This window comes from Paenibacillus rhizoplanae, from assembly GCF_042684125.1.
Lineage (GTDB): Bacteria > Bacillota > Bacilli > Paenibacillales > Paenibacillaceae > Paenibacillus_AQ > Paenibacillus_AQ rhizoplanae.
Map to the genome: position 1 here is coordinate 1 of NZ_JBHUKY010000028.1, position 15,035 is coordinate 15,035.

Genomic DNA, 15,035 nt, shown 5'->3' on the forward strand with positions numbered 1-15,035 from the left:
CTGCGGCCGTCCTGGCGCCGCTGGCTGCGGCGGCCTGCGGCAGGCTCGCTGCGCGGCGGATCAACAGCCGGCTCGGCGGGCTCACCGGCGACGTCTACGGCGCGCTGGGCGAGCTGCTGGAGACGGTGGTCCTGCTTGTGCTGGTACTGGTTCAGCACAACCTGCCTTAGCCGGCCGCGCGGCAACTGCCCGCGCCCGTCTGAATTATGCGCCATGCCTAAGCAGCATTTATGAGCCGCTAGCCTGAAGGACTAAAAGTGAAATTACTGGGACAAATGTATGCGGAAAACCGAACACAATGGCTGTCACGAAGGCACATGGACCGAATATATGCGGAAAACTGAATACAATGGGTGCTGCTGCGCTGAGGGATGGGACCAATCTCCACAGCCAGTAACATTTATAGATAAATCCTGCAAAATGTGCAACAATGCTCTCCATACAAGCGGCCGATGAGAGAGAAAACCATCAGAATTAGTCGGAGTTAGTTGGAGTCTTTCCCCACAAAAATGTAGACTGAATAGAGGAGGAAGATGAACATGGAAGATACAGCCGCATACACTAGCCCAGCCAGGGCAGCGGAAGCCGGTCGGCGGCGGCCCGGCGCTGTGCTGATGATCCAGGGGACCGCCTCCGATGTCGGCAAAAGCCTTGTCACCGCCGCCATCGGGCGGATTATGACCCGGGACGGTTACCGGACCGCCCCGTTCAAGTCGCAGAATATGGCGCTGAATTCCTATGTCACAGCGGACGGCAGGGAAATCGGCCGTGCCCAGGGGATGCAGGCGGAAGCGTTCGGCATTACGGCTACCAGCGATATGAATCCGATTCTGCTGAAGCCCTCCGGGGAGATGAGTGCGCAGATTGTTGTGCACGGGGTGCCGCATGCCGCGCTCAGCGCGAGGGAATACCGCGAGAAGTTCCTTCCTGAAGCCAAAGGTACCGTAATGGATGCGCTCGGACGGCTGCGGGAGGCTTATGATATTGTGCTGATGGAAGGCGCAGGCAGTCCGGCTGAGATCAATCTCAAAAGCCGGGATATCGTCAATATGAATCTGGCCGGATGGGCGGATGCACCCGTGCTGCTGGTCGCCGACATTGACCGGGGCGGGGTCTTCGCCTTCATCGTCGGCACCCTGGAGCTGCTGGAGCCGCATGAACGCGCTCGGGTCAAGGGCTTCATCATCAATAAATTCCGTGGGGATGTCTCCCTGTTGCAGCCCGGTCTGGACTGGCTGGAAGAGCGTACAGGCATACCGGTGCTGGGGGTGCTGCCGTTCCTGCCGCAGCTGCGGATTGAGGCGGAGGATTCCGTAGTACTGGAAGGAACGTCCGGCCGCCAGCGGGAGGAGTCCGCGAAGGAGCTTGATATCGCGGTCATCCGTTATCCGCGGATCTCCAACTTCACCGATTTCGATCCGCTGGAGGAGGAGCCGGATGCTGCCGTGCGTTATGTGCAGTCGGCCGATGAGCTTGGAACACCGGATGTCATTATCCTTCCTGGCACGAAAAATACCGCTGCGGACCTGCAATATCTGCGCGAGCAGGGGTTCCCGGCTGCAATCGAGCGTGCGTTGGAGCGGGGAACGCAACAGCTTGCCGGAATTTGCGGCGGGTATCAGATGCTGGGCTTGAAGCTGCTTGATCCCTATGCCGTAGAGAGTGCGGAGCCGGGGGAGAGCGAGGGGCTGGGATATCTGCCGCTCTCAACGGCTTTTCTCCAGCACAAGACTACGGTGCGGGTGAGCGGCGGACTGGCTGCGGATCACCCCCTGCGCTTAAGCGCCGCAGCCACCGGCGTAACACCTGAAGCATTGCCTGTTGCCGGGTATGAGATACATATGGGAACAACCACGAACCACGATCCGTCTTCTGTAATCATCCTGTTTACACTGGCCGGACCGGAAGGACAGGCTGTGCCGGAGGGCTGGGGGACACGGGACGGCAGAGTCTGGGGCAGCTATCTGCACGGACTGTTCCATAACGACGGGCTGCGCCGGAGCTGGCTGAACGGACTGCGCATTTCCAAGGGACTGGCACCGCTAACCGCCACTTTCTCGGCTGCTGCACTCCGTGAGCAGGAATTCGACCGGCTGGCAGATGCTGTAGAGTCCCATTTGAATATGGAGGCGGTATATGCAATCATGGGCCTGCCGGGAGGGGTAGAATAGCGATGCTGCTTACCCTGCTGCTGTTTGTCGTAGCTGGTCTCGCTGAGATCGGCGGCGGATACCTCGTCTGGCTCTGGCTGCGGGAATCGCGCCCGTTATGGTATGGATTAGCAGGCTCTGTTATCCTGATTGCCTATGGTATAATCCCGACCTTGCAGAAGTTTCCTTCATTCGGCCGGGTATACGCTGCTTATGGCGGAGTATTCATCGTCCTGGCTGTACTGTGGGGCTGGCTGGTGGACCGCAAGACGCCGGATCTCTACGACTGGATCGGAGCCGGCATCTGCGTCATCGGGATATCCGTCATTTTATGGGCGCCAAGACACTGAGCAACATTCTTCACTTTTCCAAAAAAAAGCAGTTCCAAAGGCCGTGTAGCCTCGGGAACTGCTTTTTCTATTTGTTAGTTGAGTTGAGTAGTTCTCAGCACCCTCAAATCTTAAACTGCTGAGCAGCCTTTTGCAGCTTCACGGCCTGCTGGTAGAGGTGCTCGACGGTCAGGGCATGGCCTTCCAGCTCCTCGTGCTGGCGTGCCGAGTTGTCGGCAAGTGTGTCTGCGTTCTGCTGCGACTTGGCAGTAATCTGAGCCGTTTCTTCTACAGAGGCACTGACTTCCTCGGTGCCTGCCGAGATCTGCTGAGTGGCGGCAGAGACGGACTGGATGCTCTGATTGATGCTCTGAATGAGGATCAGCAGATGGTTGAAGGCATTACCGGCTTCGACCACCTTATTCACCCCGGAAGCCACTTCAGCGTTGACATGGTTCATTTCGGACACGGACTGGTTCATATCCGCCTGCAGACTCAGCAGGAATTCACGGATCTGCTCATTGGATTCCTTGGACTGCTCGGACAGCTTACGCACTTCCCCGGCAACGACTGCAAATCCGCGGCCATGCTCCCCGGCACGGGCGGCCTCAATGGAAGCATTAAGCGACAGCATCTGAATCTGCTTGGTAATCTCGGTAATCCCCTGCACGACCTCACCGATCATTAGCGAGCGTTCGTTCATCAAGCGGAACTGCTCCAGCGACTGTTCGGAGGCCTGCTCTACCTGGCGCATCTGCTCCACTGCACTCTGGGCAATGTCATTGCCGCTCTGGGCTTCGGTGGAAGCCTCGCTGATCTGCTCGGTGACCTCACCGGCGGCGGAGGCAATATGCTGGATGCCCATATTGATCTCATCCATAGCGCGGGAGTTATCCAAGGCGCTGCTGGCAATCATGGTGCTGCCCTTGCCGATCTCCTCCACTGAGGCCGCCGAATGTTCAGCCATCTCATTCAGGATCTGGACACGCGTCTTCAGATCATTGGAATCGGCCACTACTGTCCCGGAGGTATCCAGCACATGTCCGATCATCTCCTTCAGCCGCTCACTCATGATGCGGAAGCTCTCGGAGAGCTGTCCGACTTCATCGGTACCCCCCAGGGTAAGCGCTTCGGTGAAGTCGCCGCCCGCCAGCTTGTTGCTGTAGGCTGCAAGCTTAGTGATCGGGCGGGTAATTCTGCGGCTCATGAAGCCTGCGGCAGTGACCCCTATCACCAGCGCCAGCAGAGTAATTCCTGCGCTTGTCCACAGGATGCTGCTCATCTTGTCTTGGACGAAGTCCATATCGGCGCTTGCGGCCACAATCATGGTCGTTCCGGGAACACCTACATAAGCACTTTTATGTATACCGTGGCTATCACTATAAATTTCACTAAGTCCGGTCTTACCTTTGGAGGCTTGCTCCATGGCAGGCGATACTTCTATCGCTTCATCCGGTTTGAGCTTGGCGCCATGATCTGCGGTCAGGACAGTGGCCTGGCCATCCTTCAGATTGATGAGGAAGATAGTATCCACATCCAGTTTTTTACGCTTATCCTCCAGATAGAATTCGACATTGGTCCTGGCCTGCTCATTCTTGTTCAGGGTCTGCTGCGCACTGGTTGCATTCAGGTTCTTATAGGCATCCTGGGCGGCAGCAGTCAGAGACTTGTCGATCTGCGGAATGACATAGCTCTTAATGGTACCGATAGATATAATGTAGAAGCTGATACTCAACGTAAGAGAAGTGAGTAACAAGACGACAAACAGCAACAGCGTAAACTTGCGACTAATTGATTTTTTAAAGCCAAACATGGCATTCGCTCCTTTTCCGTGAATTGCATCTTAATCTCCATATTCTATAGAATTAACCTCCGGTTGAATAGTGAAAATTTGCTATATGCTGCATTATTTTCAGAAAAAGCTGAATATTTAATGACTCTATCACCAATTCGCCAAAAAGAAGCAACAAAATGCCGTTTTTCTGAAAATTTAAAATTCCATAGCATGTTAGCTTAGTATGTGATAGAGTAAGTATGTTTTGTTTTTGACTACTGTGATCCGCGGTTCGTAACCATCCCGCGTAACCAAAACTAGGAGGAATACCAGGCATTATGTTTAACTTGTTGTGGGGCGTTTGTTTTGTTGTCGTTAATTTTGTGTTTTTTCTGCTGTGCTACCGCTTATTCGGTAAAAAAGGGCTCTACGCCTGGGTCGGCATGGCTACTGTAGTCGCTAATATCCAGGTAGCCAAGACGATTGCGATGCCGTTCGATATAGTAATGACGCTGGGCAATACGATGTATGTCACGCTCTATATGACCAGTGACCTGCTTAATGAGCGGTACGGCCGGGCTGAAGCCCGGAGTGCCGTGTGGTTCGGCTTCTTCACGCTGCTGATGACTACCGTCATTATGCAGATGGTGCTGGTGTTCAAGCCGCAGGAGACGGACATTGCCCAATCCGCGCTGCAGACGATATTCGGCCTGATGCCGAGACTGGCGCTGGGCAGTCTGACCGCTTATTTTATCAGCCAGTTCCTGGATGTACGGCTCTACGCCTGGATACGAAAGTACTACGGCAGCTCTAAGCAGCTATGGATTCGCTCGAACGGCAGCACGATGATCAGCTCCTTTGTCGATACGCTGATCTTCTGCACGATTGCTTTTGCCGGAACCTATGACATGAAGGTGTGGACCGAGATTCTGCTGACCACTTACCTGTCCAAGTTCATCCTCACGGCCGCCGGCACGCCGGTGCTGTATCTGAGCCGTTCCTTCAAATTTGCCGAAGAAGAGCATAAGCCTGTTATCCGGGAGTAAGCCTCCCCATTATAAAGCCCCAGCCCCCGAAGATCCGGGAGACTGGGGCTTTTGTGTGCCTTGATATATAGCAGACTCGCGCACTAACTTGAAGCTTCCTGAACGCTCAGGCAAAATTACAGGTTAAGCACTGTCCATTCTTTGGGGAAGCGGGTCAGCGTCTGCGGACCTTCGGCAGTGACCAGCACATCATCCTCAATGCGCACACCGCCGAGACCCGGCACATAAATCCCCGGCTCAACAGTGAAGACGTTGCCGTTCTGGATAATATCCGTATTGAGCCCGTGCAACGAAGGATATTCATGGGTGTCCATGCCCAGCCCGTGTCCGACACGGTGCATGAAGTACTCCCCGTAACCTGCGGCTTCAATCACATCACGTGCCGCCTTGTCAACAGAACCGAAGGACGCTCCGGCCACGGAGGCGGCAATGCCCGCTTCATTCGCGGCAAGCACTGCACTATATATATCACGCAGTCTGCTGTCCATTTCACCTACAGCGAAGGTGCGGGTGATATCGGAAGCGTAGCCACCGGCATACACACCGAGGTCGAACATCAGCAGATCGCCCGGCTGAATAAGGCGTTCGCCCGGTACGCCGTGCGGCAGGGCCGTGTTCGGGCCGGACAGCACCATCGTGTCGAAGGAGGGGCCGGAGGCACCGACTTTTTTCATCAGATACTCCAGCTCCGCTACCAGTTCAATCTCACTGACTCCGGCTTTGACATGCGCCAGGCCCTGGCGGAGAACCTCCTCCACCAGCTCGGCGGCATGCTTCATGATGCGCACTTCCTCCGGGGTCTTGACCGCGCGCATCGCCCGGAGCAGATGGCCGATATCCTGGTAGGAACCGGCGGCGACCGCTTCTGCGAGGAGTTCATACCGGCTGACGGAAAAGTGTTCCTTCTCGATGCCGATGCTGCCTGGACTAACACTGCCGAAGCGTGACTTCAGCAGTGCGTACGGGTTGTCCGTGTCGCTGTGTGTCAGAATCGTCTTCACTGAGGAAGCGGCATGTGCGGCTTCGGCGTCCAGCGCCGGAACGATCAGCACCGGTTCTTCGCCCCGGATCAGCAGCAGGCCGAGAAAACGTTCATGCGGGTTGCTGGCAAAGCCCGTCAAATAGTACACATGCTTGGGATCGGTTACGAGCAGGGCATCCAGGCTTGCGGCTGCTATGTCCTGCTCCAGTTGTTGCAGAGCTGCATTCATTTCAATAGTTCCCCTTTCGTCTACACGCTTGAACAGCAATGTTCCCATTATAATTCATAATCCTGAAGCCTGCACATCCCGGACGAAGACTATATTAACCCTCCGAAATGATGTAACATGAGCTTATCGCATATACTCGGATATGGAGTAAGGTTAGGCCGGTGCTTGAGCTGTGCTGGCCGGCGAGGAAGGGGAGGATGTCCATGCAAGGCAAAACCGTGCTGATCACCGGTGCGAACTCCGGGATGGGGCTGGCTACAACCGTAGAAATGGCCCGCAGGGGAGCAACTGTCATTATGGCCTGCCGCAGCCTTAAGCGGGGAGAAGAGGCGCTTGCTGAAGCGGTGCGGCAGAGCGGCTCCAGCAAGATCCGGCTGATGCTGTGCGATCTTGCTTCCTTCGATAGCATTCGCGCTTTTGCCGGGGAGTTCACTGCCGAATATCCTGTACTGGATGTTCTGATCAATAACGCAGGGGTGGTCGCGCTGAAGCGTGAGCTGACAGCAGATGGCTACGAGCTGGATCTGGGCGTGAATCATCTGGGGCACTTCCTGCTGACCCTCCTGCTGCTGGATAACCTCAAATCTGCTGAACAAGGCCGGATTGTGGTTGTGGCTTCGGGAGCCTATAAGCTCGGCAAGCTGTATCTGGAGGATCATACGTTATCCCGTGGCTTCAATCCGGCTAAGGCGTACGCCCGCTCCAAGCTGGCGAATATTCTGTTCACCCATGAGCTGGCTGCTCGCCTGAAGGATACCCGGGTTACTGTGAATTGTCTGCATCCGGGCGCGGTGGGAACGAGTATCGGGGTGAACCGGGAGACCGGCTTCGGGCGCGGAGTGCTGAAGCTGCTGTCCCGCTTCTTCCTGACGCCTGAGCAGGGGGCAGATACGGCCATCCTGCTGGCGACTGCGCCGGAGCTGGACGGGGTAAGCGGGCAATATTATTACCGCCGCAAGATCAAGGAACTGACGCCACGGGCGGAGGATACAGAAGCGGCCGCACGATTATGGAAATGGAGTCTGGAGCAGACGGGGCTAGAGTAATGTGGTTTCAGTAGTGTTGCTTCAGCATTGCTGCAACTGTAGAGCTGCTGCGTAATAAGACCGGCTTGGAGTATAATTATTGTACAGATGCTCATACCACAATTAGGGGGACATACAACATGGATTGGCAGGCTTACAGCATAGAAGATGCAGTAATAGAGGATTTGGAAGCAATTGTGGAGATCTATAATTCGACGGTTGCCGGAAGAGTGGTCACTGCGGATCTTGAACCGGTAAGCGTGGAGGAACGGGTGGGATGGTTCCATGAGCATAGCAGCCATCACAGGCCGCTGTGGGTGCTGAGACAGGGCGGCGAGATCGCGGCCTGGTTCAGCTTCCAGTCGTTCTACGGACGTCCGGCTTACAATGGAACAGCAGAGATTAGTGTCTATGTAAATGAGAAATTCCGCGGCAGCGGTGCCGGAAGTATTCTGCTCGCCAAGGCGGTGGAGGAATGTCCGCGCCTTGGGCTGCAGAATCTGGTCGGGTTTGTATTCGGCCATAATGAGCCCAGCCTCGCCCTGCTGCGGAAGTTCGAATTCAAGGAGTGGGGGCTTCTGCCGGGAGTCGCGGTGCTTGACGGCATCCCGCGCGATCTGGTCATCATTGGCCGCAAGCTGTAAATGTATAAATAGACAGGCCTTATTAAGGTTGCGGAGGAGCGCTGAAGGCGGAACGGCATTCCTCTTCCGTAATCCATGATTCCGACCAGACCTGGAGATCGCGGATGACGGATTCCAGCGCCCGGCCTTTGCCTGTAAGCGAATACTGGATGCGGACGGGGGTCTCAGGGAATACCTCGCGCAGCACGATGCCTTCCTGCTCCAGCTCCTTTAGCCGTTCAGACAGCAGCCGGCCGCTGACAGGCAGCGAGGACTCAATTTCCCCGAAGCGCTGGGGTCCCAAGAGCAGCTGATAGATGATTAAGCCCGTCCAGCGTCTGCCGATAATATCCATGCTTTTTTGTAATCTTGGACATAACTCTGTGGATTTCATTAGGCTCACCTCTTACTGTACATTATAAACGAAAAGCCCTGTGCCTAAAACAAATTTGAATGAAAGCACGGCTTGAAAGGATGATTTCTCTTGGCTAAAAAGAAGAAAAACACCCCGGTTCCGCGTCCTGCGGCAACGGATGCTCCCGCAACCCTTAAAGACTTGCTCAGCCGCGAGGTGCTGGATAAGCTGAAGGCGCAGTCCGATGCGCTGAAGGCCGAAGAGCAAGGTAAGAAGGACGCAGTCCTGAAGGCGGCGGAGGACAAGCGCAAGGCGGAGCAGAAGCGGCTGGAGAATGATTTCGGTCATCTGCTGGAGAACAGCAATCAGGACTGGTCCAAGTTTAAATAAAATTAAACTTTACCAGAAAAAGGGTTGACAATCTGCTGCAAGGCCATATATTATTGGGTTTATCATTTAGAGAAGGGAGGCTGATGGGTCATGATTGGAACAAATAAACGGAACAGACAGCAGGATCACCTGACAACCGCATATGTACGATCTGATCTCATCGCCTTCGTCCGGAAGACATAAAACGCAGGGTATTACTGCTGATGTCTGAACTGAATACAGGTGTGCTTTGAACGGATGCAAGCTTCAACGGGAAGCTGCACCCTGCACGCCGGGAGCCGTATGATCAGAATCTGATCTGCGGCTCTTTTTTGTGTACCTGAAACCCAACCTGAGAGGAAATGAAAATAGATATGAATAGCATGAAGCACCAAGCGGAAGAGATGTCCCGCTATAAACATGAGGTGGCCCTTCCGGGCGGCGATCTCAAAATCTACGCCAGTGAGCAATTGTTCGGCACGCTGGATTACAAGGTCCTGGAGATGGCTAACAATAATCTGCAGATTCCGGGTATTGAATATATGAGCTATACGCCCGATGTGCATGTAGGCGTCGGAACCTGCATCGGAACTACTGCCGTCTGGGACGCCGCGTCCGGCTATGTGTCGCCGTCCATCGTGGGCAGCGATATCGGCTGCGGGATGCGTGTGCATCTGACCAATCTCCATATGGATGATCTGCGTGAAGTGAAGCTGCGCCGGAAGCTGGTCCGTGCGATTGAGAAGTATCTGCCGATGGAGGCCCAGCAGCGCGGCCATTACAGCGATATCCGGCTGGAGAATATTGTCCGCAAGGGACTGCATGGCCTGCCGAACAAATATGTGCCGGACAGCTACACCCCGAAGAAATCAAGCGCGCTGTCCCATGTGGAGATCAGCAAGCTGGCCTTCGATGACGAGATCCTGAATGAGCTGCCGGATATGGCCTGGCACCGCGGCCACCGCCAGCTCGGCACGCTTGGCGGCGGCAACCATTTCGTCGAGATTCAGGCGATTGAGATCGCGGAGGAGCAGCGTGAGGTCGCTGAAGCGTGGGGACTGAAGGACGGGCAGATTGCCGTGATGATCCACTCCGGCTCCCGGGCCTGGGGAGGCATGGTCAATCAGTTCTGTACCCCGGCCTTCGCCAAGGTCATGGGCCAGCTTGGACTGGGCAGCGCCGACCCGCGCCTGATCTATGCGCCTCTGGCACATCCGCAGGCCCGGCGCTATGTTAATCTGATGTACTCGGCGCTGAACTATGCGGTGGTGAACCGCCATCTGATCGCTTATGGTGTACGTGAAGGCTTCCGTGACGTCTTCGGCACGAAGTGCGAGCTGCGTACCCTCTACGATCTGATGCACAATTATGCCTGGGAAGAGGAGACTTCCTCGGGCACCAAGTTCGTGCACCGCAAAGGGGCGACCCGCGCCCTGCCCGCAGACCATGCGGATAATCCGCGGGCTTATGCGGCGACCGGGCATCCGGCGCTGATTCCAGGCTCGATGGGCACCGCTTCCTACATCATGGTCGGCCAGCCCGGAGGAGAAGAGAATTATTATTCAATCTGCCATGGAGCCGGACGTATCCGTTCCCGCTCGGCAACGAAGCGTCTAGTGTCTGTCCATGAATTTTCCCGGTCGATGAAGGTGGGGACGGCAGATGAGATTGTAGTGAATCAGCATTCCCTGGAATCTATCATTGACGAATCTCCCCAGGCCTATAAGAATGTAGATGAGATCATAGAAAGCGTTACGGGCGCCGGCCTGGCTGCCGTTGTGGCCAAATGCAAGCCGCTCGCAGCGATAAAGGGGACGAAATAAAGATGGAGCAGGAGAATAAGAAGCCAGCTGTGATCTATGAATATCATGAGGACAGTGCCGGAATCATCAAAGGTTATGAGGTGTACGCGCGCCTGGTGGACGGTATACTTGAAGCCCTTTACACCCGTTACGGCGTCCGCTATGAGCTGTATGCCAGCGATGACCCCAACAGTGAGTACTGGAAGCTGCTGGAGAACGATGTGCAGAGCGGGAATGCCGGAGTGGAGCATGTCGCGCGGATTTTTGACCGCCTGGAGGACCGGACGTTCGTGTTCGATGATGAGAAGGAGCAGCCGGAGTACCATATCCATCTGTCGGTCCGCAATAATGTGCTGGCTTATCCGGCCATGGGCGTAGCTCTGGCTCGGGTGCCGGTGTTCCAGGAGAATGGCATTAACTTTCAGGATTATGTATTCGCCGCATCCGATGCGCAGCTGCAGTTCTTCCTTGGCAATGTGCGCAACCGGCAGCGGGAGCAGAATATCAACAAGGTGACGGTGTTCACCGACCGGCGCAACGGGATTTCCCGGGAGGATGAGCCGATTACGCGTGCGGTTAGGCGTGAAGAGGTAATTTTGGATGCCGGGATCAAAAAAGAGATATACCGCTCGCTCGACCAGTTCTTCGACAGCGACCGCAGCTTCTATGTTACCTATGACATCCCGTATAAACGGGGGATCCTGCTCTACGGGCATCCGGGCAACGGCAAGACTACGCTGGTCAAATCCATTGCCGGAAGCGTTCCGGGACCTGTGCTCTACTGGCAGATTACGGAGTATACGAGCAGTGAATCGGTGAATGAGGTGTTCGAGGCTGCGGCCCGTCTGGCACCGATGGTGCTGGTGATTGAGGATATTGATTCCATGCCGCAGGAGGTCCGCTCCTTTTTCCTGAACACGCTGGACGGGGCCACCTCCAAGGAGGGGATCTTCCTGATCGGCACCACCAATTACCCGGATAAAATCGACCCCGGCCTCATGAACCGCGCCGGGCGCTTCGACCGGGCTTATGAGATTAAGATGCCGAGCGAGGCGCTGCGCCTTGAATACCTGCAGCTTAGAGGCTTCTCCGCCTTCGTTGGAGAAGAAGGCACGGCCACGGCTGCGCGCCTGACCGGAGATTTCTCCCTGACCCAGCTGGGGGAGCTGTATGTCAGTGCCGCGCTGGAATGGCATGAGAACGGCACGGCTGAGGTGGAGTTGCTGGTGCGGGGGATGCGCGGCGAGCTGGACAAAGGCCGCAAACGGGAATGGATGAAGGATGCTTCGTCCAGTATCGGCTTTTATTGAATAAAATACGTGGAGAGCAGGCTGCCAGCGCGAATGAGGCTGGGGAATGAATCGCCAGAGTTAGCATACAGGGGGCCGGAAGGCTCCCTTTGTGCTGAATTTGAGCTCCTCCGCCGTTGCTGGCTGCTAGCCTTCGGTGTTTACAAATTAGAGGTTTCGGGGTCATTTGGGGAGTTATGCGGACACAGAGGACGTTATTTGGCGAAAAAGACGCCTTTTCTGCTCGTATCGGACTCAGGAGCCCCTATATTGTATTGTGGAGCGTAAACGGAGGCCTGAGAGGGGACTTAACGGCATCTGAGTCCGCCAGGCATGCGAAATGCTGTTTCCGGCCAAATAAGGGATCTCCAGTCCGCAACGGGAGTGGCGGGGTTCTCTCCCCCGCACATCGCACCCCGCACATCGCCCCTGCACCATCGCATCTCGGCCCATTGCACCCTAGCGGATCCCGCACCACCGCCCCTCCGGGGAAGAAGGACTTTGCTTGGAACAAAATGGATGTTTTCAGGAAATTTCGTACAGAGGTGTAACTTTTCGCATGCTCATACGTGGATGGAGTAAGGGGGGAGGAGATGGAGCCGAATTCGCTGGATGAACTATATGAACTTTATGTTGACGACATCTACCGCTATCTGCGCTCCCTCTGCCAGGACCACCATGCGGCTGAAGATTTGATGCAGGATACCTTTTACCGGGCGTATCTGTATCTGGAGGATTGCCGGGAGGAACGGGTTAAGCCGTGGCTGTTCAGGGTCGCGTATAATGCATTCGTGGATTATACACGCAAGGAGAAGCGGAGTGTGGCGAAGGAAGGCGCTTATTTCAGCAGCCTGCCCCACCCGGAGACAACGGAGGGCACTCTGCTGAAGCAGGAACGCTGGGAGGAAGCGGCGCGGGCACTTAGCCTGTTGCCGGAGGGGCAGCGCCATGCACTGCTGCTGCACGATGTGCACGGGCTGAGCTATAAGGAAGCCGCTGACATTATGGAGGTGGGCTTGTCCCAATACAAGATACTCGTATTCCGCGCCAGGCAGAAGCTGCGTGAGGCGGATCGGAGGAGGAATGAGCATGAGTGAGGAATTCAAAGAGAAGCTGCGCAAATACAGTGAAGGTACCCTCCCAGAGGAGGAGCGTGAGGAGCTGGAGAGCGAGCTTGTGAAGCTTGAGGCATATCAGCTGTATCTGGAGGAGCAGATGGAACGGGAGGAGCAGGAAGGGCAGGCCACCGGGAATTGGACCAAGGCGGACCCGCAAGGAAGCGCAACTCCAGGGTTCAAGAAGGCGAAGAAGAAGCGAAGAGAGAAGTCCATTATTCGCCGGGGCAAATGGAAGGCGCGGATTAACAATACACTTACTGTATTTTCGGCGTTCCTGATCTTTACGGTCATTAGCAGCATTATCACAGTAGTCTTCTACAACACCGGAGACCGTGGGGAGACTTACAAGGATGTGGTGACATCGGCGATTGCCGTTACCCGTCCCAATACGACGGTGAGGCTTTCATCGAACGCGCATTATTTTTTTCGCCTGGAGTTAACCGGGAATCTGCTGAAGCAGGTGGGCAGCGAGAGTATTCAGGTCGGTAATTATTCACAGAATTTCCTTCTGGGACTGGCCAATAATGGTATATATAATTGGATGGATGAGCGGAACGGGTCTGGAAAAGTGTTCTATTATCCGTCTGCGAAGGGCACGGCCGGGAGAGGGGATAACAGCGATCAGTGGAAGAGGCTTGCGAAGCTTCCTGAAGGTACGGTTGCTGAGGCGTATCTGTCACTCGGCCATTTATATACCACAGATGAACTCCTGAAGCAGCTGGAGCCGCTGAATCTTCAGCCGGTCTGGTTTGGAGCAGATGCCGGACCTTCAACGAGGGAGAATGATGTGGTCGTATATCCGCTTGGCTTCCCTTATCAGCCTATGTGGCACAAGGACGATATGAAGAAATCCGAAGTCACCACTACCAAGACAGGCTGGTTCAGCTCGGTATCCTCCTATAGCAGCGTATCGCCTTCCGTTGAAGAATACGGGAGCGGCGCGTTGCGGGATGCCAACTTTATCAAGACGCTTAAGCTGCTGCAGCAGCATCAGACACTCGCTGGCAGAGCGGTGCATATCAATCAGTTAGATACCTCCGTGGCCTATCTGGAGCAGAACGGAGTGAAGCTCTATGGGGCCGTAGTCACCGGACCGGTCAAGGAGCTGCTGAAGCTGCGCGAAGCCTCCTGGGTCAGCCATTTGCAGGTAGGGGAAGTGCGGCTGTGGAACTGGCAGGAATGAGGAAGAGGGAGCTGGGAATATGGAGTAGGGAGTAGGTGTAGGGAGGAGCCGTCCGGAGACTGCGTAAAGGGAGAGCCTGGACTCCGCTTGCTTCTCCCCCCTGCACATCGTACAATTATAGGACGTAAACTTGGGATCTGAACATGAAATGGCTGAGAGTCGCAGTTTACAGCGTTTCTCGGCCATTGTGTTTTTTGAAATGCCGGGTAGGATGACAATAGGAATGGGGAGTGGATGCAGATGAAGGTAGGCGTGGTATCGGACACACATCTCTCAAGCAGGGCCAAGGGGCTGCCCTCCGTGCTTATGGAAGAATTCAGCAAGGTGGATATGATTCTGCATCTGGGCGATTGGGTATCGCTGGAGATCTACGATCTGCTGGCCGGGCTTGCTCCGGTAGAGGGGATTGCCGGCAATAACGACGGCTATGAGATCATTCAGCGCTTCGGAGAGAGCAAGATCGTTACGCTGGAGGGTATGCGTATCGGGATGATTCACGGACATGCGCCATATTCCCGTAAGGGGACGGATGGAAATGCGCTGCTGGCCTTTGAAGGCCAGGAGGTGGACTGTATTCTCTTCGGCCATTCCCATCAGCCCCTGATGCGCCGGGAGAACGGTATTCTGCTGTTCAACCCCGGCTCTCCTACGGACAAACGCCGGGAGAAGCAGTATTCCTTCGGCCTGATGGACATTGAAGACGGGAAGATCACAGCCCGTCATGTCTTTTACGATTCGAGAGACTAGGAACGTTGTACAGC

15 protein-coding genes are annotated in these 15,035 nt (G+C 55.3%); 12 read left to right on the top strand and 3 right to left on the bottom strand.

Annotated elements, in window-relative coordinates; genetic code table 11:
* The first annotated feature begins 20 nt into the window (after window positions 1-20).
* From ACFSX3_RS16555 to ACFSX3_RS16565, 3 genes are all read left to right on the top strand, one after another.
* Window positions 21-170, top strand: coding sequence for an adenosylcobinamide-GDP ribazoletransferase (locus tag ACFSX3_RS16555; RefSeq protein ID WP_379313061.1), 150 nt, complete (start codon window positions 21-23; stop codon window positions 168-170).
* A 369-nt stretch (window positions 171-539) separates the two neighbouring features.
* On the top strand, window positions 540-2,171 hold the full coding sequence (locus tag ACFSX3_RS16560) for a cobyric acid synthase (RefSeq protein WP_209991607.1): 1,632 nt from the start codon (window positions 540-542) through the stop codon (window positions 2,169-2,171).
* Between the two features lie 2 nt (window positions 2,172-2,173).
* A complete protein-coding gene (locus ACFSX3_RS16565; protein ID WP_209991606.1) occupies window positions 2,174-2,500 on the top strand; it encodes a YnfA family protein in 327 nt (108 codons plus the stop codon).
* Window positions 2,501-2,603: 103 nt separating this feature from the next.
* Here the strand turns inward: ACFSX3_RS16565 and ACFSX3_RS16570 are convergent, their stop codons facing one another.
* Window positions 2,604-4,292 (bottom strand): methyl-accepting chemotaxis protein, encoded by a 1,689-nt coding sequence (locus tag ACFSX3_RS16570; RefSeq protein ID WP_209991605.1) that lies wholly within the window; start codon window positions 4,290-4,292, stop codon window positions 2,604-2,606.
* 299 nt (window positions 4,293-4,591) lie between these two features.
* On the opposite strand from ACFSX3_RS16570, the gene ACFSX3_RS16575 reads away from it, so the two are divergent.
* Window positions 4,592-5,299 (top strand): queuosine precursor transporter, encoded by a 708-nt coding sequence (locus ACFSX3_RS16575; RefSeq protein WP_209991604.1) that lies wholly within the window; start codon window positions 4,592-4,594, stop codon window positions 5,297-5,299.
* Window positions 5,300-5,415: 116 nt separating this feature from the next.
* Here the strand turns inward: ACFSX3_RS16575 and ACFSX3_RS16580 are convergent, their stop codons facing one another.
* Window positions 5,416-6,510: a M24 family metallopeptidase gene (locus tag ACFSX3_RS16580; RefSeq protein WP_209991603.1), complete on the bottom strand. Its 1,095-nt coding sequence runs from the start codon at window positions 6,508-6,510 to the stop codon at window positions 5,416-5,418.
* Between the two features lie 203 nt (window positions 6,511-6,713).
* On the opposite strand from ACFSX3_RS16580, the gene ACFSX3_RS16585 reads away from it, so the two are divergent.
* Window positions 6,714-7,556 (top strand): SDR family oxidoreductase, encoded by an 843-nt coding sequence (locus ACFSX3_RS16585; RefSeq protein WP_209991602.1) that lies wholly within the window; start codon window positions 6,714-6,716, stop codon window positions 7,554-7,556.
* A gap of 119 nt (window positions 7,557-7,675) precedes the next feature.
* The gene (locus ACFSX3_RS16590) at window positions 7,676-8,179 is read left to right on the top strand and encodes a GNAT family N-acetyltransferase (RefSeq protein WP_209991601.1); all 504 of its coding nucleotides are present in this window, start codon (window positions 7,676-7,678) and stop codon (window positions 8,177-8,179) included.
* A gap of 22 nt (window positions 8,180-8,201) precedes the next feature.
* On the opposite strand, the gene ACFSX3_RS16595 is transcribed toward ACFSX3_RS16590, so the two are convergent.
* Window positions 8,202-8,552 carry a winged helix-turn-helix transcriptional regulator gene (locus tag ACFSX3_RS16595; protein WP_209991600.1) on the bottom strand — a complete coding sequence of 117 codons (351 nt, stop codon included), beginning with the start codon at window positions 8,550-8,552 and terminating at the stop codon, window positions 8,202-8,204.
* 90 nt (window positions 8,553-8,642) lie between these two features.
* Between ACFSX3_RS16595 and ACFSX3_RS16600 the strand changes: the two genes are divergently transcribed.
* From ACFSX3_RS16600 to ACFSX3_RS16625, 6 genes are all read left to right on the top strand, one after another.
* Window positions 8,643-8,903, top strand: coding sequence for a YqkE family protein (locus ACFSX3_RS16600; protein WP_209991599.1), 261 nt, complete (start codon window positions 8,643-8,645; stop codon window positions 8,901-8,903).
* A 353-nt stretch (window positions 8,904-9,256) separates the two neighbouring features.
* Window positions 9,257-10,705: an RtcB family protein gene (locus ACFSX3_RS16605; protein ID WP_209991598.1), complete on the top strand. Its 1,449-nt coding sequence runs from the start codon at window positions 9,257-9,259 to the stop codon at window positions 10,703-10,705.
* Between the two features lie 2 nt (window positions 10,706-10,707).
* On the top strand, window positions 10,708-11,994 hold the full coding sequence (locus ACFSX3_RS16610; RefSeq protein WP_209991597.1) for an AAA family ATPase: 1,287 nt from the start codon (window positions 10,708-10,710) through the stop codon (window positions 11,992-11,994).
* 572 nt (window positions 11,995-12,566) lie between these two features.
* On the top strand, window positions 12,567-13,070 hold the full coding sequence (locus tag ACFSX3_RS16615; protein ID WP_209991596.1) for a sigma-70 family RNA polymerase sigma factor: 504 nt from the start codon (window positions 12,567-12,569) through the stop codon (window positions 13,068-13,070).
* On the top strand, window positions 13,063-14,274 hold the full coding sequence (locus tag ACFSX3_RS16620) for an anti-sigma factor (protein WP_209991595.1): 1,212 nt from the start codon (window positions 13,063-13,065) through the stop codon (window positions 14,272-14,274). The genes ACFSX3_RS16615 and ACFSX3_RS16620 overlap by 8 nt, the downstream gene beginning before the upstream one ends.
* Window positions 14,275-14,514: 240 nt before the next feature.
* A complete protein-coding gene (locus tag ACFSX3_RS16625) occupies window positions 14,515-15,021 on the top strand; it encodes a metallophosphoesterase family protein (RefSeq protein ID WP_076242427.1) in 507 nt (168 codons plus the stop codon).
* Window positions 15,022-15,035 lie beyond the last annotated feature (14 nt).